Raw genomic sequence first — 25337 nt, 5'->3', positions numbered from 1 at the left:
GCGGGGTCATTGCACCAGGTAGGGCTTGCGATACGGGCGGGTCTGATTGCCGAATACATCGTCGGCAGGAAAGTCGCCCATCAGGTGAGGGTGCATTCCCTGGTTCTTGAGGTTTTGCAGGAACTTTCCAAACCCGGCCAGATCAACCATCGTCGGCGCCTCGATCAGATGGCTGGGCTGCGTCGCGCCCATCCCTTCAAGAACGGTTTGCAGGTGTTCCATCGGGGATTCAACGAACTCGGCCATTGACCAAACATGCACGCGCGCTTTGGTCCACACGGAATCCAGCACCTCAAGCTGTTCGGTCTCAATCTTTTGCAGGCGGGCCGCTTCGGCGCGGATGTCGGCGAAATTCATGTTCGACCGAAACAGGGGAACAGCCCAGGCACCGGTGACCACGCAGACCTGTGCGTTCTTGTCTCTCGCCAGAAACCAATTGATCTTCTGGGTGTCAGCGGGGCCGAATTGAAAACACTGACGTTCGCCCCGGGTGTTCCAGATCAGGTTCGACAGAAACGCCGTCGGATTGTAGTCGCGCAAAATGGCGTTGTCGCTGAGGGACCCGTTCAGGATAGTCTCTCCTTCGGCGAATTCGGCGCGCTTGGGGTTGAAAAGATGCCCATGGACGCGGGCGCCTGACGCATTGCCCAGCCAGCTTTCAAAGCCCTCAAACAACTCGGAAAAACCCTGAAACACGGAGTAAGGAAACGCGGTCAGGCCGTTTTCGCTGCCATGGCGGGGAAAACGGCTTTGCATGTACAGGCCGTCGCGGCCGCGGGTACGACGCTCGACCGCTTTGGAAAATACGCGGTCAATCTTGCCGGGATTGGGCTCGGCGGGTTTTCCGGCGAGGGACTGATCGTTCAGAAACGCCTGATACAGCCGGTCGGCGCGCGGCCAGATCTTGCGGGCGACGAAACAATCGGATCGGCGCAGCAACTGCAGGTGATCGTCATAGAACATGTGCGGGCGGCCCTGATAGTCGAATTTCGACAGGGTCAGCGATCGGCTTTCGATCTGGGTGGAATAGAGCCGCGCCAGCGTCTGGAAATAGCTTTCGTCGGGGATCCAGACATGCCGGAAATATCGATCATAGACACCTCGCTTGGGGTCCTGCAGGATCGCGGTCAGGGTCTGCCGCGTCAAGCACCACCACTGGCTGCCCATATGCGGGATCAGCCCGTTGGGGATTGTCCGCCGATATCCGACCGCGCGCTGAAGCTTGACGAAGCGGTCAAACAGCTTGCGGTGTTTGCGCCACGAGAAGGGAAACCGCAGGGTAAAACGTTCGAGGTCCAGCCCGCCCACGGTCCAGCTGACATCGGCGGTGGTGGCGCTTTCAATGAAATCCACGCGGGGCCGGTCGCTCAGGTAATCGATCAGGTCCTGAACCGGGCGCAATGGCAGGCAAGAGCCGGATGACAGAAAGACATGGCGTGTGTCGGGAAAGCGCTCCAGCATCAGTGTCGCGGCCGATTGCGAAGCGGCAACGATGCCCCAGCCGCCCCACTCGCAGATCTGGCGGTCGCAGAACAGGATCAGCGGATCATCCCCGCAGGCCGCGACAAAGTCTTTGAACACGGCCGGGTCGACCTTGCGGTCGACGTGGATGACCACCGGACAACCTGCCGCGGTCCAGTGCCGGGCAACCTGCTCAGCCCGGTCCAGCGCAGTGTGGACCAGCATCACGATGCCCAGGGTCCCGCTCATGCCCAGTTCCCTTTGGACATCAGACCCAGAATCTCAAGTTGGCGCCAGTTGATGTATTTCTCGGACCATTTGCACCAGAAAACCGGTTTGCTCTCCAACTGGTCGACATAGGCCCTGTATTCGCCGGACGCGCGGTAGTGTTCACCGCGCTGCAGTTCTTCGCGGGCTTTGTCACCCAGCGTGTTGATCAGCTTGGCATGCAGCAATGCGCCGCTGGTTTTCTCGCCGCCCCACTCGTCGTAGACCTGGTTCAGGCCGCGCGGCAGCAGCGCATGGGTCGAGCTGACATAGACATAGCGCCGATCCCACTTGACCAGAGGGATCTTGTTCAGCGCGGGCGCTTTCGCGGGCTTGTCCTGAAAGAAAACCCGTGCCCGTGGCCCACCCTGGATCCACAGGTTTCCATAGGCCGGGTTCTTGGTGATCATGTAGTTGCCCGAGTCGAACCATGCGGCAATCTCGAACGGGTCCTGCCCCTCGTGATAGGTGGCGTCTTGAATCGGCCCCTCGGGATACATGTCCAGCAGCATCGTCCCGAAACTGCGCACCCCGGTGCCGTCCAGCCAGTCGGTCAGCGCGTCGATGGGACGTGTGTCGCAGAACGGATAGATGAGAAACTCGTCCGGATCTACGGCCAGGACCCAGTGTCCATGGGCGTATTTCCGCAGCAAGTAGTTGGACCAGTCGATGCCGAATGTGGAACGGCGATAGCTGGCATTCGTATACCAGACCGAGACATCGGGCTGCGCCTTGAGATAGTCCAGCGTGCCATCCGTGCTGTCATTGTCGACGAACAGGAAATGCCGGACGCCCAGCTTGCGGTAATAGTCCAGAAAATAGGGCAGGCGGATCTTTTCGTTGCGCACGACGCTCATCAGCAGAACATCACCGGACCGGATCTGCCGGGTGTTGTTGCGGACGGTGCGCAGATCGCGTCTTCGGCGGATGCAGCGCACAAGACGGCGCTTGCGCCGCAGTCTCATCCGGTAAGAATCCAAAAGGCTCACGCGCTGCCCAACCTTCTTGTAATACGCGAGCATGTCCGGGGTCCGCATTTGGTCAGACGGGAGCCGGACACTAACGTTTTATGACATTTTCGCACCTTGCGAAGCAATCTATTTAAAAGCCGTTAGCCAAGCATGGGTTTTTGGGGCACAGGATTCCCCGTTCACGTCCACCCGCCCGCTGACAGCAGTCCAAGGCTCTGCAGATGCGCCCAGCCTGAATACCGTTCTGATTGTGGAGTCCAAAGGTCGGGCCCGGCAATGATGCCATCATAGTATGGCCCGAATTGGTCGGGATCATGAAAATGCTGGCGCCTTTGTTTTTCGATGCGCGACTTCTCGACGACTTGCGGCAGGAATTTCGTGTGCAACAGGACGCCCGAGGGGGTTTGCCCGGAAGGCCCGTCATAGGCAAAATTCAGGTGTCGGGGCAGGGCCGAGTGACAGGAGTTCACGAAGGCATAGCGACGGTCCCACTTCACCAACGGAATCTTGTTCAGGGTCGGAGACCGGTCCGGGCAATCGGCAAAGAAGGCGCGTTCGCGAACGCCGCCTTGCACCCACAGGTTTCCCAGCGGCTCTTGCCGGCGGGCCCTGTAAGGGCCGGAATCGAACCAGTTCAAAGTTTCGGTCGGGTCGGTCTCGGGATCATAGGGCGCCGCGCCCAACGGGCCTTTCGGGTATAGATCAAGCATCAGCGCGCCAAAGGCCGGCTGTCCGATTTGGTCCAGCCATCCCGTCAGATCGCGCAGGTCGCGGCTGTCGTGATGGGCATAGATCAGCAGTTCGTCCGCATCCACCATCAGCGTCCAATGACCATGGCCATGCCGCATCTGCAACCAAGTCAGCCAGTCCAGCCCGAACCGCGCCTCGCGATAGCTGGCCTGCGTTTGCCACAGCGACACGTCCGGCTGGTTCAGCAGATAGGTGGTCGAACCGTCATCGCTGCCGTTGTCGACCATCAGGAAATGATCGACCCCCAGCCGGCGATAGTGGCGCAAGAACCAGGGCAGGCGCTCGATCTCGTTGCGCAGGGTGGTAAAGGCCAGAATGTCGGTGGGCGCGATCAGCCGGGTCTTGTCCGAAACCGGCGTCAACGCGTGGCGGCTGCGGAAGGACCGCCACAACAGGCGCTTGCGTTTCAGGCGCAGGCGGTATCTGCGAACCCAGCCCGGGGCGTTTTCGTCATGGTGGTGCGCGGCGCCCATGGCTCGATCACTTTTCGTAATGGCCATTCTGATGCCAGCGCCAGGCATCGGCGATCATCACTTCCAGCCGCGACCGTTCGGGCCGCCAGCCCAGTTCGGCCTCGGCCCGGGTCGAGCCTGACACCAGCTTGGTGCAATCGCCCGCCCGGCGCGGACCGGTGATGAAGGGCACCTCGCGATTGGTCACGCTGTGCGACTGCGCGATCACCTCTTTTACTGAAAACCCGGTGCCGGTGCCCAGGTTGAACACCCGGCTGCCCTTGCCCTGTTCCAGCCAGCGCAGGCCCAGCACATGCGCATCCACCAGGTCGCAGACATGGACATAGTCGCGGATGCAGGTGCCGTCGGGCGTGTCGTAATCGGTGCCATAGACGGTCAGCGCGTCGCGCTTGCCGTCGATCGCGTCCAACAACAGCGGAACCAGATGGGTCTCGGGGCGGTGGAACTCGCCCACGTCGCCGTCAGGGTCGGCACCGGCCACGTTGAAATAGCGAAAGATCACGTGGTTCAGCCCGTGCGCCTGTTCGAAATCGCGCAAGATGTCCTCGATCGCGCGTTTGGAGGCGCCATAGGCGTTCAGCGGGTGTTGCGGCGTGGTTTCGTCCAGCACCACGTTGTCGTGGTCGCCATAGGTTGCACAGGTGGACGAGAACACGAAGTCCAGGCAGCCGGCGGCCACGGCCGCCTCAATCAGGTTCAGCGATCCGGTGACGTTGTTGCGCCAGTACCGGCCCGGCTCGCTCATGGCTTCGCCGACCTGGCTGAGCGCGGCGAAATGCATCACCGCCGCCGGTTGGTACTTGGCAAAGACCTGGTCTAGCCGCGCGCGGTCCAGAAGATCGCCCTGTTCGAACGGGCCGAATTTCACCGCATCCTGCCAGCCGGTGACAAGGTTGTCATAGGTCACGGGCACATAGCCCGCCGTCGCCAGCGCCTTGCAGGCATGGGATCCGATATATCCGGCGCCGCCGGTCACGAGTATGTTTGTCATCCGTGGTCCTGCCGAATGTCTGCCCGTCATGGATTAGCTGCCCGGCCGCCCGCGCGGAACGGGGAATTTGCGCCTATTCCAACCCCATCGCGGCCATCATGCTTTCGATCCTGGCCACGTCCTGCGGATTGTTCAACTCCCAGAACTGACGGCCTTTTGCCTCGACCTCGACACACAGAACCTTGCGCCCGTTTTCCATGAACCGCAGCTGTTCCAGCCCCTCGAGCCGTTCCAGCGGCCCGACCGGCCAGCCCGGATAGGCGGCCAGCGCGTCGGGCCGGTAGGCGTAGACGCCCACATGGTGGAACACCGGCGTCGGATCCGACCCGGCATAGGTTTCGGCGGTGAAGGGGATCACTTCCTTCGAGAAATAGAGCGCGCTGTGATCGGTCGCGAAGACGACGGTGGTGCCGCCCACCCGGCCATGCCTGCGGTCGTTCAGCAGCCCGTTCAGCGCCTCGCCGTCGCACCGCAGCACCGGCGTGGCCACGCCGGCCTCGGGCGCGGCGCGCAGGCCATTGACCAGATCCTCGATGAACCAATGCGGGGTCAGGGGGGCGTCGCCCTGCAGGTTGACCACGATCTCGTAGCCGCCGCCCAGCCTGTCATGCGCCTCGGCGCAGCGTTCCGTGCCGTTGGCGCAGCTTTCCGAGGTCATCACCACCTCGGCGCCAAAGCCCTCGGCTGCAGCGCGGATACGGTCGTCATCGGTGGCCACCACCACCCGGTCGACGTCTGAGACCGACATGGCCGCGCGCCACGACCTTTCGATCAGGGTCATGGGCTTTCCCGTTGCGCCGGTCAGCGGCACCAGCGGTTTGCCCGGATAGCGGGTCGAGGCATAGCGGGCGGGGATCGCGATCAGAACCGACATCAGGCCTCCTTGAGTTCGACGCCGGGGGCATAGGCGATGAAGAACGGGTTGGCATAGCCCTCCTTGCCGTAGGTCAGCGGCGTGTGGTCGTCGAAACGCACCACATGGCCCCCGGCACCGGCCAGAACCGCGTGGCCTGCGGCAGTGTCCCACTCCATCGTGCGGCCGACACGCGGGTAGAGGTCGGCCTCGCCCGTGGCCACAAGGCAGAATTTCAGCGAGGAGCCCGCCGACTTGCTGTCTTTGACCTGGTATTTGTTGATGTAGTCATCCGTAGCCTGGTCGCGATGCGATTTCGAAGCCACCACCAAAAGCGCCGAATTGTCAGGATCAGAGACTGAAATCGGGGTCACTTCGCCCGGTTTGTCCTTGTCCAGGGCGCCAGTTTCCTCGGCCGAGCGGCCATCGGCCAGGGTATAGAACATGCGCCCGCGGGCCGGGGCATAGACCACGCCGCGGGTGGGCACGCCGTTTTCGACCAGCGCGATGTTCACGGTGAAATCGCCACGTCGGTTGATGAATTCCTTGGTGCCGTCCAGCGGATCGACGATCAGAAAGGTGTCGCCCTGCTTGCTGTGCGATGCGGCCTGTTCCTCGGTCACCAGCAGGATGTCGGGGAAGGCGGCGCGCAGCCCGGCCGAGATCAGGGCATCGGCAGCTTCGTCGGCTTCGGTCACGGGGCTGGAATCGGACTTGACCTTCACGTCAAAATCATCGGCATCGTAGATCTCCATGATCTTGTCGCCCGCTTCCAGGGCCAGGCGTCTGATCACGGGGATGAGGTCGTCATAGGTCACAAAAATGCTCCGTTTCCATGGTTTGTTGATCCGAAAACCTGACGAACTTATGCTGTGCCGGATACGGAACGGCAAGGAATTCGTGCCACGCTGGCGGAACAAAACCGGGAAAGAGCGTTCGAGTGTTCTATTACAAGCGAAGCAGCAGCCTTGTGGGTGGGGCATTCAACCTTGCGGAACTGGTGTTTCATGCCGTGGTCCGCAACATCCGCTCGCAGCATTCCAACGCCGTAATCGCCATCATGATGAACATCGTCCAGGTCGTTTTGATGGCGACCGTGTTCTATTTCATCATGTCGTTTCTGGGCGGGCGGGTTGCCAAGATACGGGGTGAGTTCATCCTGTACATCCTGTCCGGCATCTTTCTGTTCATGACGCATATCAAGTCCGTCGGTGCGATCGCGGGGCTTGGAGGCACCAACAATCCCATGATGCTGCATTCGCCGATGAACATGATGGTTCTGCTATTGGCCGCCGCCTTCGGGACCTTGTACACGCAGGTCGTTTCAATCCTGGTGATCCTGTTCGTCTACAGCGTCGCGGTCAATCCGATCGAGATGCAGGACCCGGGCGGCGCGTTCGCGATGCTGATCCTTGCGTGGTACACCGGCTGCGCGGTCGGTTTGGTCTTCATGGCGCTCAAGCCGTGGATGCCGCAGACCTCCACCATACTCAGCAATGTCTATCGCCGGATGAACATGATCTTCTCGGGCAAGATGTTCGTGGGCAACGCGCTGGGCGGCTGGATGCTGGCCATGTTCGCCTGGAACCCGTTGTTTCACGTGATCGATCAGTGCCGCGGTTTCGTGTTTCGCAACTACTTTCCGCGCAACTCCAGCTGGGAATATGCGCTTTGGGTCGGTATCGCCCTGATGATGATCGGGTTGCTGGGAGAATTCTTTACCCGCAAGCACATCTCGAAAAGCTGGGATGCCCGCCGCTAGGTTGCCACGCGCAGCGTCAGGTTGATCCGGCCCCCTTTGGGCAGCAGGCGCGAAGACCCGAACCGGATCCGGTCGATGCCGTGATAGGCCAACCGGGCGGGACCGCCCATGACGACCACGTCGCCGGAACTCAGCCAGACGGACTCGGTCTTGCCGCCGCGGGTCGTGTTGCCGATGCGGAACAGGGCGTCATCGCCCAACGAAACCGACAGGACAGGCCACGAGAAATCGGCCTCGTCCTTGTCCTGGTGCATCCCCATCTTTGCGCCTTCGCCGTAATAGTTGATCAGACAGCAATCGGGATCTCGAGAGTTTCCGGCAAGGCCGCGCCAGATCGACAGGATCGGGTCCGGAATGGCGGGCCACGCCATGCCCCTGGGGTGCGCGTCCTGGTACCGGTATCCGGCCCCGTCCGACACCCAGCCCAACGTTCCGGCAGACGTCATGCGAACCGACATTTTGCGCCCCGAAGCGGTGCTGGGATGAAACAGCGGAGCGGCTTTCAGAATCGGCCGCAAAAGCTCGATGATCTGCCGCTGAGCAGCGCCGTCCAGATGGCCTTTTCGGATGTCGAACCCCCGTAAATTCAGGCGCGTCATGACAGAAACCTCATTCCTTTCGAAATCCTTGCCAAAAAAGGCCCAAGATTCCCGAAAACCTGCATTTCACAACGCTTGCAGGCCTCAGGCCTCGCCCTTATATACGCCGGGACGCGCGATGGTGTAGACCTGTCGCGCCCAGCAGATCGGGGCAGGGATGCCGTAACGGGTTCCGGCCTCGGGACATCGCCTTGAAAAGAAAGGGATCAAAAAATGGGAAAAGTAATCGGGATTGACCTCGGGACCACCAACTCGTGCGTAGCCATCATGGACGGCGCGCAGCCGAAGGTCATCGAAAACGCGGAAGGGGCGCGGACCACGCCCTCGATCGTCGCCTTCACCGAAGACGAGCGACTGGTCGGGCAGCCGGCGAAACGCCAGGCGGTCACCAACCCCGACAACACGATTTTTGGCGTCAAGCGCCTGATCGGGCGTCGTGTGGATGACGCAGAAGTCCAGAAGGACAAGAAAATGGTGCCCTACGCCATCGTCGATGGCGGCAACGGCGACGCTTGGGTCGAGGCCCGCGGGCAGAAATACTCTCCAAGCCAGATCTCGGCCTTCATCCTCGGCAAGATGAAAGAAACCGCTGAAAGCTATCTGGGTGAAGAAGTCACGCAGGCCGTGATCACCGTTCCGGCCTATTTCAACGACGCTCAGCGTCAGGCCACCAAGGACGCAGGCAAGATCGCCGGTCTGGAAGTGCTGCGGATCATCAACGAACCGACTGCCGCCGCGCTGGCCTATGGCCTGGACAAGCAGGACAGCCAGACCATCGCGGTCTATGACCTTGGCGGTGGTACCTTCGACGTGACCATTCTGGAAATCGACGACGGCCTGTTCGAGGTCAAATCGACCAATGGTGACACCTTCCTGGGTGGTGAAGACTTTGACATGCGCATCGTCAACTACCTGGCCGACGAGTTCAAAAAGGAACACGGCGTCGACCTGAGCCAGGACAAGATGGCGCTGCAGCGTCTGAAGGAAGCCGCAGAGAAGGCCAAGATCGAGCTCAGCTCGACCACCCAGACCGAGATCAACCAGCCGTTCATCTCGATGGGCGCGAACGGTCAGCCGCTGCACATGGTCATGAAGCTGACCCGTGCCAAGCTGGAATCGCTGGTCGGCGACCTGATCAAGAAGTCGCTGAAGCCCTGCCAGGCCGCTCTGAAAGACGCCGGCATCTCGGCCAGCGATGTGGATGAGGTTGTTCTGGTCGGTGGTATGACCCGGATGCCGAAAGTCATCGAAGAGGTGACCAAGTTCTTCGGCAAGGAGCCGCACAAAGGTGTGAACCCGGACGAAGTCGTGGCCATGGGTGCTGCGATCCAGGCCGGTGTTCTGCAAGGCGACGTCAAGGACGTGGTTCTGCTGGACGTGACCCCGCTGTCGCTGGGCATCGAAACTCTGGGCGGCGTGTTCACCCGCCTGATCGACCGCAACACCACGATCCCGACCAAGAAGTCCCAGGTCTTCTCGACCGCCGAGGACAACCAGAACGCCGTGACCATCCGGGTGTTCCAGGGTGAGCGTGAAATGGCTGCGGACAACAAGATCCTGGGCCAGTTCAACCTTGAAGACATCCCGCCGGCCCCGCGCGGCATGCCTCAGATCGAGGTGACCTTCGACATCGACGCCAACGGCATTGTTTCGGTTTCGGCCAAGGACAAAGGCACCGGCAAGGAACAGAAGATCACGATCCAGGCCTCGGGCGGACTGTCGGAAGAAGACATCGAAAAGATGGTCAAGGACGCCGAGGAAAACGCCGAAGCCGACCGCAAGCGCAAGGAGCTGGTCGAAGCCAAGAACCAGGCCGAAAGCCTGATCCACGCGACCGAGAAATCGATCGAGGAGCATGGCGACAAGGTCGATCCGTCGACCATCGAGGCCATCGAACTGGCGCTGGCGGCCCTCAAGGACGAGGTCGAGTCGGACAATGCCGACAAGATCAAGGCCGGCATCCAGAACGTGACCGAAGCGGCCATGAAACTGGGCGAGGCGATCTACAAGGCGCAGTCCGAAGAGGCCAGCGACGAACCGGCAGCCGCGGATGCGGGTCCCGGCGATGACGACATCGTCGATGCCGAGTTCGAAGACCTGGACGATGACAAGCGCAACTAACGGGTAACCGGGCCAATTCGGGCCGGTCCGGATGCCGGGCCGGCCCGTTTACGTTGAGGCAGAAGGAAATACCGATGTCAAAACGCGACTATTACGAAGTGCTCGGCGTGTCCAAGGGTGCTTCGGCGGATGAGATCAAGAAAGCTTTTCGCCGGAAGGCGAAAGAGCTGCACCCCGATCGCAACAAGGACAACCCGGACGCCGAGGCCCTGTTCAAAGAGGCCAACGAGGCCTATGACGTTCTGCGCGACGCTGACAAAAAGGCCGCCTATGACCGGTTCGGCCATGCTGCGTTCGAGAATGGCATGGGCGGAGGCCAGCGTGGTGGCGGCTTTGGATCGGGCGATTTCTCCAGCGCGTTTTCCGATGTGTTCGATGACCTGTTCGGCGATTTCATGGGTGGACAGCGTGGCGGCGGCGGACGCCGGGCTGCTCGCGGTTCGGACCTTCGCTACAACCTGAGGGTTTCGCTGGAAGAGGCCTATTCCGGCCTGCAGAAAACCATCAACGTCCCGACAGCCGTGGCCTGTTCGTCCTGCGAGGGCACCGGCGCCGAGGGCGGAGTTGAACCAACCACCTGCCCGACCTGTTCCGGCATGGGTAAGGTGCGCGCGCAACAGGGCTTTTTCACTGTCGAGCGCAGCTGCCCGACCTGTGCGGGTCTGGGGCAAATCATCAAAAACCCCTGCAAATCCTGCCACGGCTCGGGCCGGGTCGAGAAGGAACGCGCGCTGTCGGTCAACATTCCGGCAGGCGTCGAAACCGGCACCCGCATCCGTTTGGCGGGCGAGGGCGAGGCCGGCATGCGCGGCGGTCCTCCGGGTGATCTCTACATCTTTGTCGAGGTGACTCCGCACAAGCTGTTCGAGCGGGATGGCCCGAACCTGTATTGCCGCGTGCCTGTCAGCATGGCGAAGGCGGCGCTGGGCGGCTCGATAGAAGTGCCCACCATCGACGGTGGCCGCGGCCGGGTGCAGATTCCGGCCGGCAGCCAGTCGGGCCGGCAGATGCGCCTGCGCGGCAAGGGTATGCCTGCGCTGCGGGGCGGCGGTATCGGTGACATGTTCATCGAGCTTGCGGTCGAGACTCCGGTCAACCTGACCGCGCGGCAAAAAGAGCTGCTGCAGGAGTTCGACGATCTGGGAGAGGACAACCACCCGGAATCGAAAAGCTTTTTCTCGTCCGTTAAATCCTTCTGGGAAAGGATGCAAAGCTGATCCCAGCGTTCCAGACCCCGAAAGGCCGGCGTATCATCGCCGGCTTTTTTGTTTTCTAAGTCCAGATTGGCCCGAAACTGCGCGGAATTGGCCCTTGATTCTCGGCCTCAGCCTTGAGAATGTCCGCGCCAACCGTTGGGGTGCCCCGGAACCGGGGCTGAGAGGCGCGAGCCAACCCATCGAACCTGATCCGGGCAATACCGGCGGAGGGAACGGTCTAAAACACTCAGACGTTTTCCATGCCCGCGTTGCCCCACATGCAAGAAGGGAGCGACATGGCGCATATCGCTTTGACCATCGCAGGATCCGACAGCGGCGGAGGGGCCGGTATTCAGGCCGATCTCAAATCGATGTCGGCGCTGGGTGTGTTCGGTGCCAGTGTCATCACCGCGGTCACCGCCCAGAACACGCAGGCGGTCACCGCTGTGCATGGTATCCCGCTGGACGTGATTGCCGCGCAGATCGACGCGGTTCTGTCCGATCTGGACGTGCGCGCGGTCAAGATCGGCATGTTGGCCACGCCCGAGATCATCCAAACCGTCGCCGACGGCCTGTCCGGCTTTGCCGGGCCCATCGTGCTGGACCCGGTGATGATCGCCAAATCGGGCGATGCCCTGCTGGCGCGCGAGGCGGTGCAAACGTTGCGCGAGGTGCTGCTGCCCCGCGCCACCGTCCTGACCCCGAACCTGCCCGAGGCCGCCTGTCTGCTGGACCGGCTGGTCGCCGAAACGCCCGAGGAGATGGTCGCGCAGGGCCATGACCTGTGCACCCTGGGGGCTGGGGCCGTCCTGATGAAAGGCGGACACGGCAAGGGCGATACCTGCCATGATCTGCTGATCGATCAGAACGGCGTCATCGGTGAATTTACCGCGCCCCGTCAGGACACGCGCAACACCCACGGCACCGGATGCACCCTGTCCTCGGCCGTCGCGGCCGGTCTGGCCAAGGGGCTGCCTCTGGTCGATGCGGTGGCGCAGGCGCATGACTACCTGCAAGGCGCGATCACCCGCGCGGATGAGTTGCAGGTCGGCTCGGGCCACGGGCCGGTACATCACTTCCACCGGGTATGGCCGGCGTGACGGTCTGGTCGGTCATAGGTGCAGGCGTCGCCGGCTTGGCAGTGGCCTCGGAACTGGTGACGCGGGGCGCGCGGGTGCGGGTCTTTGATCCCGGCGGGCCGCCCGGTCCGCATGGGTGTTCCTGGTGGGCCGGCGGCATGCTGGCGCCGTGGTGCGAATATGAAAATGCCGAGGAACCGGTGCTGAGGCTGGGCCAGCAGGCGATCGACTGGTGGGCGGCCCGCACCCCGGTCGCGCGGCAGGGAACGCTGGTCGTGGCCAACACGCGCGACCTGCCCGACCTGCGCCGCTTTGCCCGCCGGACCGAGGGATTCACGCAGGTCGATCAAGCGAAAATCGCCAAATTAGAGCCTGATCTGCACGGGTTTTCCCAAGGCCTGTTCTTCGCCGACGAGGCCCATCTGGACCCTCGCCGGGCATTGCAGGACCTCTATCGCGGCCTGCAGGACAAAGGGGTCGAATTCCACCGCAAGCTGGCCCCGTCGCGGCTGGACAACGCCATCGATTGCCGGGGCCTGCACGCACGCGACATCCTGCACGACCTGCGCGGCGTGAAGGGGGAAATGCTGGTGATCCGCTGCCCCGACGTGACGCTGACCCGGCCCGTGCGGCTGTTGCATCCCCGGATGCCGCTCTATGTCGTACCGCGGGGCGAGGGCATCTACATGCTGGGCGCCACGATGATCGAATCCGAGGACAGCAGCCGGATCACCGCGCGCTCGATGCTGGAACTGCTCAGCGCGGCCTATGCGCTGAACCCGGCCTTCGGCGAGGCCGAGGTGCTGGAAATCGGGGTCGATCTGCGCCCGGCCTTTCCCGACAACCTGCCGCGGATCCGCCGGCTGGGGCGGACGATCTATGCCAACGGGTTGTATCGCCACGGCTACCTGCTGGCCCCGGCGCTGGCCCGGGGCGTGGCCGATCTGGCGCTGAACAATACACATTCGGAGATGGTCGATGAAGATCGTGCTTAACGGCGCGCCGCGCGAGGTGCGCGCCGAAACCCTTGGCGAGCTGCTGGCGGAATGTGGCTTTTCCGGCCGCGTCGCCACCGCGGTGAACGAGGAATTCGTGCCCTCCAGCCTGCGCATCGCGCACAATCTGGCCGAGGGCGACCGGGTCGAGGTCGTCGCACCGATGCAGGGGGGATGAAGATGAAGACGTTTTACGGCACCGAACTGCCCAACCCGCTGATGCTGGGCACCGCGCAATATCCCAGCCCGGCGATCCTGGAACAGGCGTTCCGGGCCAGCGTCGCGGGTGTCGCCACCGTCTCGTTGCGGCGCGAGGGCGCGGGCGGGGCCGGTCAGGCATTCTGGTCGATGATCCGCGATCTGGGCGTGCTGATCCTGCCCAATACCGCCGGCTGTCACACCGTCAAAGAGGCCGTCACTACCGCCCACATGGCGCGCGAGGTGTTCGACACGCCGTGGATCAAGCTGGAGCTTATCGGCCACACCGACAGCCTGCAACCCGACGTGTTCCAACTGGTCGAGGCCGCGCGCGTTCTGACTGACGAGGGGTTCCAGGTGTTTCCCTACACCACCGAAGACCTGATCGTGGCCGAGCGCCTGCTGGCCGCCGGGTGCCAGGTGCTGATGCCTTGGGGTGCGCCGATCGGGTCGGGGCGGGGCCTGAACAACGAATACGCCCTGCGCGCGATGCGGGCCGAGTTTCCCGACGTGCCGCTGGTGGTGGATGCGGGCATCGGTCTGCCCAGCCACGCCGCCCACGCGATGGAGCTGGGCTATGACGCGGTTCTGCTGAACACCGCCGTCGCCCGCGCGGGCGATCCGGTGGCGATGGCGCAGGCCATGGCGCTGGCGGTGCAGGCCGGGCAACTGGCGCATCAGGCCGACCCGATCGAGCCGCGCGACATGGCCGAACCCTCGACCCCGGTGATCGGAAAGGCCTTTCTGTCATGACGCTCGATCGCTTCTATCCGATCTTCGATCATACCGACTGGCTGCGGCGGATGCTGCCTCTGGGCGTGAAACTGGTGCAGCTGCGCATCAAGGACCAGCCCGACGCGGTGGTGCGCGCGGAAATCGCCACCGCGCAGGCGCTGTGCCGCGACCATGGCGCGGTGCTGGTGGTGAACGACTATTGGCAGGCGGCCATCGACGCGGGATGTGACTGGATTCATCTGGGGCAGGAGGATCTGGACGACGCCGACCTGCCCGCCATCCGCAAGGCCGGGCTGAAACTGGGCGTGTCCACCCATGACGATGACGAGCTTGAACGCGTGCTGTGGATGGATCCGGACTATGTGGCGCTGGGGCCGGTCTATCCGACCATCCTGAAGAAGATGAAATGGCACCAACAGGGCCTGCCCCGCGTGACCGAGTGGAAGCGGCGCGTGGGTGACATCCCCCTGGTCGGCATCGGCGGTATGAGCGTCGAACGCGCGCCGGGCGTGTTTCAGGCCGGGGCCGACATCGTCTCGGTCGTGACCGACATCACCCTGAACCCCGACCCCGAAGCGCGGGTGCGCCAGTGGATCGAGGTCACGGGATGAGCCGCTACGCCCGCCAGATGATCCTGCCCGAGGTCGGGGTCGGGGGGCAGAACCACCTTGCCCACGCACGGGTTCTGGTGGTGGGCGCCGGCGGGCTGGCCGCGCCCGCCCTGCCGCTGCTGGCCGGGGCCGGGGTGGGGCATCTGACTATCGTCGATCCCGATACGGTGGACCTGTCCAACCTGCACCGCCAGACGCTGTTCATCGAATCCGATTGCGGCCGCCCCAAGGCCGAAGTGGCCGCCGAACGCTGCCGGGCCCTGAACAGTGAGATCACTGTCGAGCCGCAGAAACACCCTCTGACACCGGCGAATGCCGCCGATCTGGTGGCCGAGGCTGAACTGGTTCTGGATTGCGCGGACAGCTACGCGGCCAGCTATACGCTGTCGGATACCTGCCTGGCGCAGGGCACGCCGCTGATCAGCGCCTCGGTCCTGGGCCTGTCGGGGTATGTCGGCGGGTTTTGCGGCGGCGCGCCGTCCCTGCGCGCGGTGTTCCCCGACGCGCCCGACAGCGGGGCCAGTTGCGCCACCGCAGGCGTTCTGGGACCGGTCGTGGCGATGATCGGCGCGATGCAGGCGCAGATGGCGCTGGGCGTGATCCTGGGCTTCGATCCCTCGCCGCTGGGCCAGATGGTGCAAGTGGACGGGCTCAGTTGCACCAGCAGCGGATTCCGAATTGACACCGCGCCGGAGCCGGACGGCTATTTTCCCTTTGTCGCTCCTTCGCAGCTGGCCCCGGACGACCTGATCGTCGATCTGCGCAGCGTCGATGAAGCCCCCCAGCCGATCCACCCCGACGCCCGCCGCCTGACGGTCGACGCGCTGAAAACAGACCCTAACAAGGACAAAACGCTGGCTCTCTGCTGTGCCACCGGGCTGCGCGCCTGGCGCGCGGCCGAGGAACTCCACCCCCATTGGCGCGGCCGGATCGTTCTGGTCGCCGCCGCAACGTCGTGAAGCAAAAGGAAACGCAAACCATGAAGAAGCTGATCACCGCCATTGCCCTGCTGGCCGCCGCGCCTGCCTGGGCTGAGGACAAGATGACCGTCCTGCTGGACTGGTTCGTGAATCCCGACCACGGGCCGATCATCGTGGCGCAGGAAAACGGCTATTTCGCCGAACAGGGGCTTGAGGTCGAAATCGTCCCGCCCGCCGATCCGTCGGCCCCGCCGCGCCTTGTGGCCGCCGGTCAGGCCGATCTGGCCGTGTCGTACCAGCCGCAGCTGCACCTGCAGATCCACGAGGGCCTGCCGCTGAAACGGGTCGGGACGCTGGTCGCCACGCCCCTGAACTGCCTGCTGGTTCTCGAGGACGGCCCGATCAAATCGCTGGCCGACCTCAAGGGCAAGAAGATCGGCTTTTCGGTCGCCGGCGTCGAAGAGGCGATCCTGACCGCGATGCTGAACGCGCATGGCGTGTCGCTGGACGATATCGAGATGATCAACGTCAACTTCTCGCTGTCGCCATCGCTGATGACGGGGCAAGTGGACGCCGTGATCGGCGCCTTCCGCAATTTCGAGCTGAACCAGATGGATATCGAAGGCGTTCCGGGCCGCTGCTTCTACATCGAGGAAGAAGGCGTGCCGCCCTATGACGAGCTGATCTATGTGGCCAACCCCGAGACGATGGACAAGGACATGATCGCCCGTTTCCTGGCCGCAACCGAGAAGGCCACTCAGTATATCGTGAACAATCCGGAAAAAAGCTGGGAGATCTTCGCCGCCACCTCGCCCGAGCTGCAGGACGAGCTGAACGCCCGCGCCTGGGTCGATACCCTGCCGCGTTTCGCGCTGCGCCCTGCGGGCTTTGATGCCGGCCGCTATGCCCGGTTCGAGGCCTTTCTGAAAGACTCCGGCATGATCGACAGCATCAACCCGGTCAGCGACATCACCATCGACGTGACCGCGCAATGAGCGACTATGGCAAAGCCTTCGCACTGATGCGCGATGCGGCGCAGGGGCCGTGGCGGGACTATACCCGCCACGCCTTTGTCGAGGGGCTGAAGGACGGCACCCTGCCGCGCGAGGCGTTTCTGCATTATTTGCGGCAGGATTACGTGTTCCTGATCCATTTCTCGCGCGCCTGGGCGCTGGCGGTGGTGAAATCGGAAACCCATGCCGAGATGCTGGCCGCGTCGCGCACGGTGAGCGGTCTGATCAGCGAAGAGATGAAGCTGCATATCGGCATTTGCGAGGCCGAAGGCATCAGCCAGGACGAGCTGTTCGCCACACCCGAACGCCCCGAGAACCTGGCCTATACACGCTATGTACTCGAGGCCGGCTACAGCGGTGATCTGCTGGATCTGCTGGCGGCGCTGGCGCCCTGCGTGATGGGATACGGGGAAATCGGCACACGGCTGGCGGCCGAGGCCGCCTCGGACACCTATCGCGACTGGATCAACGCCTATTCCAGCAGTGAATATCAGGAAGCCTGTCAGGCTGTGGGTGAACTGCTGGATTCGGCTCTAACAAGGCGACTTGGGGCGGATTTCCGTACCACACCGCGTTGGGATCGCCTGTGCCAGACCTTCCGCACCGCGACCGAGCTCGAGGTGAATTTCTGGCAGATGGGTCTGACCCCATGACCCCGCCCCCCGATCTGACCATCAGCGGACAGGCCAGCATCGACGGCGCGCCTCTGTTCGCGCCGCTGACCCTGTCGCTGAAGGCCGGGCAGTGGACCTGTCTGCTGGGCGGATCGGGGGTCGGCAAGACCACGGTTCTGCGCCTGATCGCCGGGTTGGCGACGGGGGCAGAGTTCACCGGCGAGATCCGCGCCAGCGACGGGCTGCCGGTGGCCGAGCGTGTGGCCTACATGGCGCAGGATGATCTGCTGCTGCCCTGGGCCACGGTCGCGCAGAACGTGGCGCTGGGCGCGCGCCTGCGCGGCGAACGGGTCGATCAGGACCGCCGCGCCCGGTTGATCGAACGGATGCGGCTGCAGGATCACATGGCCAAGAAGCCCTCGGAACTGTCGGGCGGGCAGCGTCAGCGGGTGGCATTGGCCCGGACCCTGATGGAAGACAAGCCGATCATCCTGCTGGACGAGCCGTTCTCGGCGCTGGATGCGCGCACCCGTGCAGACATGCAGGACCTGGCCGCCGAAGCGTTGCAGGGTCGCACCGTGCTGCTGGTCACCCACGATCCGGCCGAGGCCGCGCGTCTGGGCCAGTCGATCATGGTGATGACGCGACACGGCCTGACCCCATGCCAACCGCCTCACGCGCCGGTGCCGCGGAAGGTGGACGATCTGGAAACGCTGGAAACGCAGGGGGCGCTGCTGAAACTGCTGCGCGAGGAGGTGGCATGAAGACGCTCTCGGCCCTTGCCGCGACGTTGTTTGCGCTGGCCATTTGGCAGGCGATCGTCACCCTGACCGGCCTGCCGAAGTTTATCCTGCCCGGCCCGGCATTGGTGGCCGAGACCTGGTGGCAGAACCGCTGGCTGATCGCCGAACACACCTGGATCACTGCAATCGAGGTGCTGATCGGTTTGGCCTGCGGCACCGTGCTGGGCGTCGTCACCGCGCTGCAGCTGGCCAATTCCCGCGCCGCGCGGGTGCTGGTGCAGCCGATGCTGGTGTTCACCCAGGCGCTGCCGGTCTTTGCGTTGGCACCGTTGCTGACCCTGTGGCTGGGCTATGGGCTGTGGTCCAAGGTCGCGATGGCGGTGCTGATCATCTATTTCCCCATCACCTCGTCGTTTTTCGACGGGCTGATGCGCACGCCGCCCGGCTATCTGGACCTGGCCCGCACCATGCAGGCCAGCCCGCGCAGCGTGTTGTGGCATATCCGCATCCCGGCGGCGCTGCCCTCGCTGGCCTCGGGGATGCGGCTGGCGGCTGTCTATGCCCCGATCGGAGCCGTGATCGGCGAATGGGTGGGCTCGTCGCAGGGGCTGGGATACCTGATGCTGCTGGCCAATGGCCGCGCCAAGACCGACCTGATGTTCGCCGCGATGCTGACGCTGGGGGTGTTTTCGATCCTGCTGCATCTGGCGGTGCGCCGCGCCACGGCCCGCATGGCCGGTGAGGCACGTTAACCATTCGGAAACCGATTCTGAGGCAATCATGGGCGCATGACCAAGGACGCCTTTGCCGAAGCCCCATCGCTGTTCGAAAGTGACGAAGCGCCGGTCACGCCGCTGCCCACGGGTCGGCTGCCCTCGTATATCAAGGACCACCGCAAGCGCCTGCGTGAACGGTTCATGTCGGGCGGCGCCGGGGCGATGCCGGATTACGAGTTGCTGGAACTGGTCCTGTTCCGCTCGATCCCCCGGCAGGACGTGAAACCGCTGGCGCGGCTGCTGCTGGATACATTCGGCGATTTCAACCGGGTGCTGACCGCCCCTGTGGAACGCCTGCGTCAGATCAAGGGCGTGGGCGATACGGTCATCACCGACCTCAAGATCCTCGAGGCCTGCGCCCATCGCATGGCCCGCGCCCGGGTGATGCAGCGGCATGTGATTTCCAGCTGGGACGCGTTGCTGGATTATTGCCACACCACCATGGCGCATCGCGAGATCGAGCAGTTCCGCGTGTTCTTCCTGGACCGCAAGAACGTGCTCATCGCGGATGAGGAGCAGGCCAAGGGCACCGTCGATCACGTACCCGTCTACCCGCGCGAGGTCGCCAAACGCGCGCTGGAACTGAACGCCTCGGCGTTGATCCTGGTGCACAATCATCCGTCGGGTGATCCAACCCCGTCGCAGTCGGATATCGACATGACCAACCGCATCAACGATGCCTGCGCCGCACTGGGGCTGACCTTGCACGACCACCTGATCATCGGCAAATCGACCGAGCTGAGCTTCCGCTCGGAAGGTTATCTCTGACCGCTAGCGCACCCAGACTTCGACACGACGGTTGGCCTTGCGGCCCCATTCCGTGTCGTCGCAGGCCATTGGCATGGCTTCACCAAAACCTTCGACGGCGATCTCGACGGTTTCGGGGACTGCGGTCTCGATCGCGGCCAGGATCGCGTTGCGCACGGTCTGTGCGCGCCGCAAGGCGATGCGGGCATTGGTTTCCGCGGCACCGTCCCCGTCACTGAAACCGACGAAGACCAGTTTGCGCCCGTCATACTGGCCCGATTCAAGCGCCTGCGCCATTTGCAGGATGTTCGACCGCGACTGCGCGTCTGGCCGCGACGATCCCGGCTCGAACCGGAAAGACACCGACAGGCGCGACAGCGGGCGCAGTGTTTCGATCATCCGTTGCAGTTCTTCCAGACCCACCTCGGACCCACCCGAGGTGATGGCGTTGGCCAACCGGTCGCCCTGAAGCCCAAGACGTACCAGTTCGTGGGACTGGTCGACGAAACCGGCTTGCCGGATGACCATCTGTGCCTCGGGGCTTTGGACATACGCCAGAAACTGGCGGGCGATCTTCGGGAGGCGCCGCTGTGGAAGATACAGGAACATCGGCAGGGTCAGCGGATAGTCCTCGGTCTTGATGGCGGCGCGCGTGGCGCGCAATGCGTGACCGCATCCGCCGGCCAGCGGCAGACTGCGCACGTTTTGCGGGTCAGCGTGGCTGACGATACCGAGTGCGAACGGATCGCGCGCAACCGCTGCTGCCAGTTCCGCGCTGCGGGTGTGGCGGATCACGTCCTCATGCGCCTGCACACCGGCTGGCTGCATCACCTGGTCTTGCACGGCCTGACCAACACCGGTTGTCACATCCGGCAGATGAACGGCGATGGGGGCATCCGGGCCACCGAGCTGTGCCCAGTTGGCGACCTCGCCATTTATGACCCGCGCCAGGTCCGAAACCGAGATCTGCTGGATCGGATTGTCCAATGAGACCACCGGCACCAGCGCGCCAAGAGCCACCACCCGCGACCGGCGCGGTCGGGACAGGTCGCCCAGACCGTTTTCCTGCGCCGCCGCGGCCTCCTGCGGGCGGATTTCGCGCATCGCCAAAGCGATGTCTGCCTGATCGGCGGTCAGATCGGCAAAACCGCGGTTGGTGTCCGAAACGCGCAGGAAAAACCGCGCCAAAGGGGCGGTTCGTTCCGGCTGACTCAGGGCAAAGACAAGCTGCGCAGGGTCCGTGCCTTCGCTTAGCACGTTCAGGTTTTCTCGTTGCGCAAAGCCTTCGATCAGGGCCGGAAGTAGGGATTCGGCCATCACCGATGCGCCAGAGAAGTGCACTTCGGCCACAAAGTCGATCAGGTTGGGGCAAGCCGGACCGTCGCAGGTGACGCCGGATCCATCCACGGTCAGTTCGCCGAACTGGGTGTCCACACGGTAGAATTCACCATCAAACCCCAACAGGTTCCCGGTGATCTCGACCTTGCCGTCATGCGAGGTCAGTGTGATGTCCTGAGCGAGGGCGCCTGAAGCGCCAGCCATCAACGACAACACCGTCATCGTCGCGTGAAGATACTTCATAAAGACCTGTAGACCTGCCTGCCGTTACTTTGCGGCGATTGTCAGGTCTTGGAACAGATTATTCAACACCAGAAAGTCCTGTCCGCTGTCGCAGGCCGGCAGGGTGATCGACAACTCTCGCGACCGCAGCCCCTGATCGTCCAGCAACTCGAGAGCTTGCAGATCCAGGTCCTGCCCACAATTTCGGGGAGTCACTTCGGCTTCGACGCTCAGGGCGACGGTGCCATTTGCGTCGGCCAGGTTGCGGGGGACCGAATAGATCTCGACATTGCGCTCGCCGGCCATGCCGAAGTGGACAACCTGCCCGGTGCCGGAACTGCTGGCGTTCGACCAGACATGCCCGGCCTCGCCATAGGATGCACCGAACTCCAACGCGTGCAGTTGCAAATCGGTGTCCCCCGTCCATTGCAGCGCAACCCGGTCATAGTCTGAAAAATCAGGAATGTGAGTGGTGGCGACAGTGCCGCGCTGGTTTTTGAACGAGATCAGGAAAATGGCATATTCCGACAGGGCGGGAATGGACAGGTCCAGACGGCCGTCCTTGTCGGTTCGGGCGCTGAACGTCATGCCGCTGTGGTGCAGCTCGACGGTTTCATCGGGATTGCAGGGGGCCTTCAGGGTCAAACGTGCTGTCGCATTGGGGGCCGCCATTGCGCGGGCCCGGAGATCGCAGTTGACCTGCGCCTGAGGAGCGGCAGCCTCTGCCCGGGGCGGAACCTTGGCCGAGGTTTCGGGGGCCGTGGACGTATTCGGCGTCGCCGAAGTCAGAACGATACCTTCCAACCCGGCAATCACGGTGCCTTCTCCAGATGGCTGGATCATCGCTTGACGTGTTTCCTGCACGTCCGGCTGCGAGGCCGGTCCGTTCTGCATCAGGTAGCCGATGGCCAAGGCGCATGCGACCGTGCCACCTGTGGTCACGTAGTTCCGAATTACAAACAAGACACCCTCCCCAGTTGAAGGAGCGAGTCGGAGAGTGCTTAACAATCGCGGCCAATATGTGGCCGCGACGCGGACTCATTATGTCGGGAATCTGACCGGATCAGGCAAGCCGACCATGGCAGTGCTTGAACTTCTTGCCGGACCCGCAGGGGCAGGGATCGTTGCGCGACGGATTACCCCAGGTTGACGGGTCGTCCTCGACAAAGCCGGGCCGCGCATCGCCTGAGGCCTGCGCCTCGGCCACCGCTTCGGCCTGTTCGGCGGCTTTCTTGATCTGGGCCTGCTGCGCCTGCATCTGCGCCAGCATCTCGCGCTGCTCTTCTTCAGTCAGCGGGCGGACGCGGGCCAGTTGCTGGGTAACCGTTTCGCGCAGGCTGTCGAGCATGTTCTCGAACAGCTGGAAGCTTTCGGTCTTGTATTCGTTCAGCGGATCGCGCTGGGCGTAGCCGCGGAAGCCCACGACCGAGCGCAGATGTTCCAGGGTCAGCAAGTGCTCGCGCCACTTGCTGTCGATGGTCTGCAGCAGCACCTGCTTTTCGATGTTGCGCATGTTCTCGGGGCCGAAGGCGGCGGCCTTCTGGGCCATCATCTCGTCGGTGGCCTTGATCAGGCGCTCGCGAACCACGTCGTCGTCGACCCCATCCTCGGCTGCCCACTCTTGCACCGGAACATCAATGTTCAGCTTTTCCTTGAGGGTCGCGTGCAGCCCGTCGGTGTCCCACTGGTCGGCGTAGGTTTTGGGCGGCATGTACTGGTCGATCAGATCGTCGATGACCTGTTCGCGCATGTCCGAAACGATTTCGGACAGATCGTCGGTCGACATAATTTCACGTCGCTGGTTGAAGATCACCTTGCGCTGATCGTTCATCACGTCGTCGAACTTGAGAACGTTCTTGCGCATGTCGAAGTTGCGGCCTTCGACCTTGGCCTGCGCACGTTCCAGCGATTTGTTCACCCAAGGGTGGACGATCGCTTCGCCTTCTTTCATGCCCAAGGTGGTCAGAACCTTGTCCAGCCGTTCTGAGCCGAAGATGCGCATCAGGTCGTCTTCCAGGCTGAGGAAGAACACGGTGCGGCCTGGGTCGCCCTGACGGCCCGAACGGCCGCGCAGCTGGTTGTCGATGCGGCGGCTTTCGTGGCGCTCCGAGGCCAGAACGAACAGACCGCCGGCCTCAAGCACCTTTTGCTTTTCTTCCGCATGGCGCGCCTCTTCCCGGGCGCGCAGTTCGGCCGGGTCGGCGTCGGGGTTCTCGGCCAGCGCTTGCATGACGCTCATTTCCACGTTGCCGCCCAGCTGGATGTCGGTGCCGCGGCCGGCCATGTTGGTGGCGATGGTTACCGCGCCCAGACGTCCGGCCTCGGCCACGATCTGGGCCTCCTGCTCGTGCTGGCGGGCGTTCAGGACGTTGTGCTTGATGCCTTCCTTGGTCAACATCTCGCTGAGCATCTCGGACTTCTCGATCGAGGTCGTGCCCACCAGAACCGGCTGGCCCTTGGCGTTGGCCTTCTTGATCTCTTCGATCATGGCCGCGTATTTCTCGGCCGCGGTGCGATAGACCTGATCGTCCTCGTCGGCACGGGCGATCGGCTTGTTGGTCGGCACTTCGACTACGCCCAGGCCATAGATTTCGGCGAATTCCTCGGCCTCGGTCAGGGCGGTACCGGTCATGCCGGCCAGCTTGTCATAGAGGCGGAAATAGTTCTGGAAAGTCACGCTGGCCAAGGTCACGTTTTCGGGCTGGATCGGCGCGCCTTCCTTGGCTTCGATGGCTTGGTGCAGACCTTCGGACAGACGGCGGCCCGGCATCATCCGGCCCGTGAATTCGTCAATCAGAACCACGTTGCCGTCGCGCACAATGTAGTCCTTGTCCCGCTGGAACAGCTTGTGCGCGCGCAGGCCCTGGTTGACGTGGTGCACCACCGTGGTGCTTTCGGGGTCGTACAGCGACTGGCCCTCGGGCAGCAGGCCACTGGCGTGCAGCTGCTCTTCGAGGAACTCGTTGCCTTCATCGGTGAAGGTCACGCTGCGGGACTTCTCGTCGATCGTATAGTGATCGTCCTGCAGGGACGGAATCAGGCCGTCGATGGCCGTGTAAAGATCGGACCGGTCCTGAGATGGACCCGAGATGATCAGCGGGGTCCGTGCCTCGTCGATCAGAATCGAGTCGACCTCGTCCACGATCGCGAAATTGTGGTGCTTCTGGTAGACCTCGTTCAGATCCGCCTTCATGTTGTCGCGCAGATAGTCGAAGCCCAGCTCGTTGTTGGTGGCGTAGGTGATGTCACAGGCATAGGCCGCTTTTTTCTCGGCATCGGGCTGGCCCGACCAGATCACGCCGGTGGTCATACCCAACGCGCCGAACACGTTGCTCATCCATTCGGCGTCACGCTTTGCCAGATATTCGTTGACTGTGACGACATGCACGCCCTTTCCGGTCAGTGCGTTCAGATAGGCGGGGAAGGTGGCGACCAGGGTCTTGCCTTCGCCGGTCTTCATCTCGGCAATGTTGCCCTGATGCAGGAAGATGCCGCCCATGAGCTGCACGTCAAAGGCCCGCAAACCCAGCGCGCGCTTGGCGCCTTCGCGCACGTTGGCGAATGCCTCGGGCAGCAGGTCGTCCAGGCTCTCACCCTCGTTGGCCCGCTTGCGCAGCTCTTCGGTCTTGGCTTTCAGATCGTCATCCGAGAGTTTTTCGAACTCCGGCTCCAGCGCGTTGATCTTTTCGACCAGCGGGCGGGTTGCCTTGATCTTGCGGTCGTTCGGTGTTCCGAACACCTTTTTGGCAAGCGTACCGAGTCCCAGCATGTTCACTCCAGCGGATCTTTTCTTGTCTTGGTTGCGACAGGCTTGCCCACCTTGCGCGCAACCCATAGATAGCTGGGAGGAAAAGATGGTCCTGTCAAAGGCTGCAAGCGATGTAAGCGGCAGGTTCCAGAGT

The 25337-nt window shown here is 63.1% G+C and carries 24 protein-coding genes and 1 riboswitch; of the genes, 14 read left to right on the top strand and 10 right to left on the bottom strand.

Annotated features, from left to right (window positions below):
• Positions 1–6 precede the first annotated feature (6 nt).
• The 6 genes from ACR0BA_RS16430 to cysQ all read right to left on the bottom strand — a co-directional run bounded on the left by ACR0BA_RS16430 (position 7) and on the right by cysQ (position 6584).
• Complete coding sequence (locus tag ACR0BA_RS16430) at positions 7–1710, bottom strand: DUF5927 domain-containing protein (protein ID WP_480729015.1); 1704 nt, start codon at positions 1708–1710, stop codon at positions 7–9.
• Positions 1707–2693, bottom strand: a complete 987-nt coding sequence (locus ACR0BA_RS16425) for a glycosyltransferase family 2 protein (protein ID WP_480729014.1) — start codon at positions 2691–2693, stop codon at positions 1707–1709. Before ACR0BA_RS16425 ends, ACR0BA_RS16430 begins: the two co-directional genes overlap by 4 nt.
• 185 nt (positions 2694–2878) lie before the next feature.
• Complete coding sequence (locus ACR0BA_RS16420) at positions 2879–3922, bottom strand: glycosyltransferase family 2 protein (protein WP_480729013.1); 1044 nt, start codon at positions 3920–3922, stop codon at positions 2879–2881.
• Positions 3923–3929: 7 nt separating this feature from the next.
• Complete coding sequence (galE, locus tag ACR0BA_RS16415) at positions 3930–4913, bottom strand: UDP-glucose 4-epimerase GalE (protein ID WP_480729011.1); 984 nt, start codon at positions 4911–4913, stop codon at positions 3930–3932.
• 73 nt (positions 4914–4986) lie between these two features.
• Positions 4987–5787, bottom strand: coding sequence for a 3-deoxy-manno-octulosonate cytidylyltransferase family protein (locus ACR0BA_RS16410; protein WP_480729009.1), 801 nt, complete (start codon positions 5785–5787; stop codon positions 4987–4989).
• The gene (gene cysQ, locus ACR0BA_RS16405; RefSeq protein WP_170361150.1) at positions 5787–6584 is read right to left on the bottom strand and encodes a 3'(2'),5'-bisphosphate nucleotidase CysQ; all 798 of its coding nucleotides are present in this window, start codon (positions 6582–6584) and stop codon (positions 5787–5789) included. The genes ACR0BA_RS16410 and cysQ overlap by 1 nt, the downstream gene beginning before the upstream one ends.
• 122 nt (positions 6585–6706) lie before the next feature.
• Between cysQ and ACR0BA_RS16400 the strand changes: the two genes are divergently transcribed.
• The gene (locus ACR0BA_RS16400) at positions 6707–7528 is read left to right on the top strand and encodes an ABC transporter permease (protein WP_093963926.1); all 822 of its coding nucleotides are present in this window, start codon (positions 6707–6709) and stop codon (positions 7526–7528) included.
• Here the strand turns inward: ACR0BA_RS16400 and ACR0BA_RS16395 are convergent.
• Complete coding sequence (locus ACR0BA_RS16395) at positions 7525–8127, bottom strand: alpha-ketoglutarate-dependent dioxygenase AlkB family protein (protein WP_480729007.1); 603 nt, start codon at positions 8125–8127, stop codon at positions 7525–7527. The genes ACR0BA_RS16400 and ACR0BA_RS16395 overlap by 4 nt on opposite strands.
• 213 nt (positions 8128–8340) lie before the next feature.
• Here ACR0BA_RS16395 and dnaK point away from each other — a divergent pair, with 213 nt between their 5' ends.
• The 13 genes from dnaK to radC all read left to right on the top strand — a co-directional run bounded on the left by dnaK (position 8341) and on the right by radC (position 19896).
• Positions 8341–10248 (top strand): molecular chaperone DnaK, encoded by a 1908-nt coding sequence (gene dnaK / locus ACR0BA_RS16390; RefSeq protein WP_170342692.1) that lies wholly within the window; start codon positions 8341–8343, stop codon positions 10246–10248.
• A gap of 74 nt (positions 10249–10322) precedes the next feature.
• On the top strand, positions 10323–11465 hold the full coding sequence (dnaJ, locus tag ACR0BA_RS16385; protein WP_170361153.1) for a molecular chaperone DnaJ: 1143 nt from the start codon (positions 10323–10325) through the stop codon (positions 11463–11465).
• A gap of 126 nt (positions 11466–11591) precedes the next feature.
• Positions 11592–11694: riboswitch (TPP riboswitch) on the top strand.
• Positions 11695–11740: 46 nt separating this feature from the next.
• Positions 11741–12544, top strand: a complete 804-nt coding sequence (thiD, locus tag ACR0BA_RS16380; protein WP_480729004.1) for a bifunctional hydroxymethylpyrimidine kinase/phosphomethylpyrimidine kinase — start codon at positions 11741–11743, stop codon at positions 12542–12544.
• Positions 12541–13518 carry an FAD-dependent oxidoreductase gene (locus tag ACR0BA_RS16375; RefSeq protein ID WP_480729002.1) on the top strand — a complete coding sequence of 326 codons (978 nt, stop codon included), beginning with the start codon at positions 12541–12543 and terminating at the stop codon, positions 13516–13518. Before thiD ends, ACR0BA_RS16375 begins: the two co-directional genes overlap by 4 nt.
• Complete coding sequence (gene thiS / locus ACR0BA_RS16370) at positions 13502–13696, top strand: sulfur carrier protein ThiS (RefSeq protein WP_480729000.1); 195 nt, start codon at positions 13502–13504, stop codon at positions 13694–13696. The genes ACR0BA_RS16375 and thiS overlap by 17 nt, the downstream gene beginning before the upstream one ends.
• Positions 13697–13698: 2 nt before the next feature.
• Positions 13699–14469 carry a thiazole synthase gene (locus tag ACR0BA_RS16365; protein ID WP_480636990.1) on the top strand — a complete coding sequence of 257 codons (771 nt, stop codon included), beginning with the start codon at positions 13699–13701 and terminating at the stop codon, positions 14467–14469.
• A complete protein-coding gene (locus tag ACR0BA_RS16360) occupies positions 14466–15062 on the top strand; it encodes a thiamine phosphate synthase (protein ID WP_480728998.1) in 597 nt (198 codons plus the stop codon). Before ACR0BA_RS16365 ends, ACR0BA_RS16360 begins: the two co-directional genes overlap by 4 nt.
• Positions 15059–16021: a ThiF family adenylyltransferase gene (locus tag ACR0BA_RS16355; protein ID WP_480728996.1), complete on the top strand. Its 963-nt coding sequence runs from the start codon at positions 15059–15061 to the stop codon at positions 16019–16021. Before ACR0BA_RS16360 ends, ACR0BA_RS16355 begins: the two co-directional genes overlap by 4 nt.
• A 20-nt stretch (positions 16022–16041) precedes the next feature.
• Positions 16042–16977: an ABC transporter substrate-binding protein gene (locus tag ACR0BA_RS16350; protein WP_480728994.1), complete on the top strand. Its 936-nt coding sequence runs from the start codon at positions 16042–16044 to the stop codon at positions 16975–16977.
• Positions 16974–17648 carry a thiaminase II gene (gene tenA, locus ACR0BA_RS16345; RefSeq protein WP_480728992.1) on the top strand — a complete coding sequence of 225 codons (675 nt, stop codon included), beginning with the start codon at positions 16974–16976 and terminating at the stop codon, positions 17646–17648. Before ACR0BA_RS16350 ends, tenA begins: the two co-directional genes overlap by 4 nt.
• Positions 17645–18373: an ABC transporter ATP-binding protein gene (locus ACR0BA_RS16340; protein WP_170361166.1), complete on the top strand. Its 729-nt coding sequence runs from the start codon at positions 17645–17647 to the stop codon at positions 18371–18373. Before tenA ends, ACR0BA_RS16340 begins: the two co-directional genes overlap by 4 nt.
• Positions 18370–19104 (top strand): ABC transporter permease, encoded by a 735-nt coding sequence (locus ACR0BA_RS16335; protein WP_170361167.1) that lies wholly within the window; start codon positions 18370–18372, stop codon positions 19102–19104. Before ACR0BA_RS16340 ends, ACR0BA_RS16335 begins: the two co-directional genes overlap by 4 nt.
• 36 nt (positions 19105–19140) lie before the next feature.
• Entirely contained in the window at positions 19141–19896 is a 756-nt protein-coding gene (gene radC / locus ACR0BA_RS16330; RefSeq protein ID WP_480728989.1) for a RadC family protein, read from the top strand.
• 3 nt (positions 19897–19899) lie between these two features.
• On the opposite strand, the gene ACR0BA_RS16325 is transcribed toward radC, so the two are convergent.
• From ACR0BA_RS16325 to secA, 3 genes are all read right to left on the bottom strand, one after another.
• Positions 19900–21456, bottom strand: a complete 1557-nt coding sequence (locus ACR0BA_RS16325; RefSeq protein WP_480728988.1) for a phosphate ABC transporter substrate-binding/OmpA family protein — start codon at positions 21454–21456, stop codon at positions 19900–19902.
• 24 nt (positions 21457–21480) lie between these two features.
• Positions 21481–22398, bottom strand: a complete 918-nt coding sequence (locus ACR0BA_RS16320; RefSeq protein ID WP_480728986.1) for a hypothetical protein — start codon at positions 22396–22398, stop codon at positions 21481–21483.
• Positions 22399–22498: 100 nt separating this feature from the next.
• Positions 22499–25204: a preprotein translocase subunit SecA gene (gene secA, locus ACR0BA_RS16315; protein ID WP_480728985.1), complete on the bottom strand. Its 2706-nt coding sequence runs from the start codon at positions 25202–25204 to the stop codon at positions 22499–22501.
• Between the last annotated feature and the right edge of the window lie 133 nt (positions 25205–25337).

The sequence above is a fragment of the Ruegeria sp. CI5 genome (assembly GCF_056536885.1).
Note: the sequence above shows the minus strand (reverse complement) of the source record. Positions and strands in the feature narration are given on the sequence as shown.

Coding starts and splice junctions, on each gene's coding strand:
- ACR0BA_RS16350 (WP_480728994.1), top strand. CDS start 16,042: ATGAAGAAGCTGATCACCGCCATTGCCCTGCTGGCCGCCGCGCCTGCC.
- ACR0BA_RS16340 (WP_170361166.1), top strand. CDS start 17,645: ATGACCCCGCCCCCCGATCTGACCATCAGCGGACAGGCCAGCATCGAC.
- tenA (WP_480728992.1), top strand. CDS start 16,974: ATGAGCGACTATGGCAAAGCCTTCGCACTGATGCGCGATGCGGCGCAG.
- radC (WP_480728989.1), top strand. CDS start 19,141: ATGACCAAGGACGCCTTTGCCGAAGCCCCATCGCTGTTCGAAAGTGAC.
- galE (WP_480729011.1), bottom strand. CDS start 4,913: ATGACAAACATACTCGTGACCGGCGGCGCCGGATATATCGGATCCCAT.
- ACR0BA_RS16430 (WP_480729015.1), bottom strand. CDS start 1,710: ATGAGCGGGACCCTGGGCATCGTGATGCTGGTCCACACTGCGCTGGAC.
- ACR0BA_RS16335 (WP_170361167.1), top strand. CDS start 18,370: ATGAAGACGCTCTCGGCCCTTGCCGCGACGTTGTTTGCGCTGGCCATT.
- ACR0BA_RS16355 (WP_480728996.1), top strand. CDS start 15,059: ATGAGCCGCTACGCCCGCCAGATGATCCTGCCCGAGGTCGGGGTCGGG.
- ACR0BA_RS16395 (WP_480729007.1), bottom strand. CDS start 8,127: ATGACGCGCCTGAATTTACGGGGGTTCGACATCCGAAAAGGCCATCTG.
- dnaJ (WP_170361153.1), top strand. CDS start 10,323: ATGTCAAAACGCGACTATTACGAAGTGCTCGGCGTGTCCAAGGGTGCT.
- ACR0BA_RS16360 (WP_480728998.1), top strand. CDS start 14,466: ATGACGCTCGATCGCTTCTATCCGATCTTCGATCATACCGACTGGCTG.
- dnaK (WP_170342692.1), top strand. CDS start 8,341: ATGGGAAAAGTAATCGGGATTGACCTCGGGACCACCAACTCGTGCGTA.
- secA (WP_480728985.1), bottom strand. CDS start 25,204: ATGCTGGGACTCGGTACGCTTGCCAAAAAGGTGTTCGGAACACCGAAC.
- ACR0BA_RS16420 (WP_480729013.1), bottom strand. CDS start 3,922: ATGGGCGCCGCGCACCACCATGACGAAAACGCCCCGGGCTGGGTTCGC.
- thiD (WP_480729004.1), top strand. CDS start 11,741: ATGGCGCATATCGCTTTGACCATCGCAGGATCCGACAGCGGCGGAGGG.
- thiS (WP_480729000.1), top strand. CDS start 13,502: ATGAAGATCGTGCTTAACGGCGCGCCGCGCGAGGTGCGCGCCGAAACC.
- ACR0BA_RS16410 (WP_480729009.1), bottom strand. CDS start 5,787: ATGTCGGTTCTGATCGCGATCCCCGCCCGCTATGCCTCGACCCGCTAT.
- ACR0BA_RS16425 (WP_480729014.1), bottom strand. CDS start 2,693: ATGAGACTGCGGCGCAAGCGCCGTCTTGTGCGCTGCATCCGCCGAAGA.
- ACR0BA_RS16365 (WP_480636990.1), top strand. CDS start 13,699: ATGAAGACGTTTTACGGCACCGAACTGCCCAACCCGCTGATGCTGGGC.
- ACR0BA_RS16325 (WP_480728988.1), bottom strand. CDS start 21,456: ATGAAGTATCTTCACGCGACGATGACGGTGTTGTCGTTGATGGCTGGC.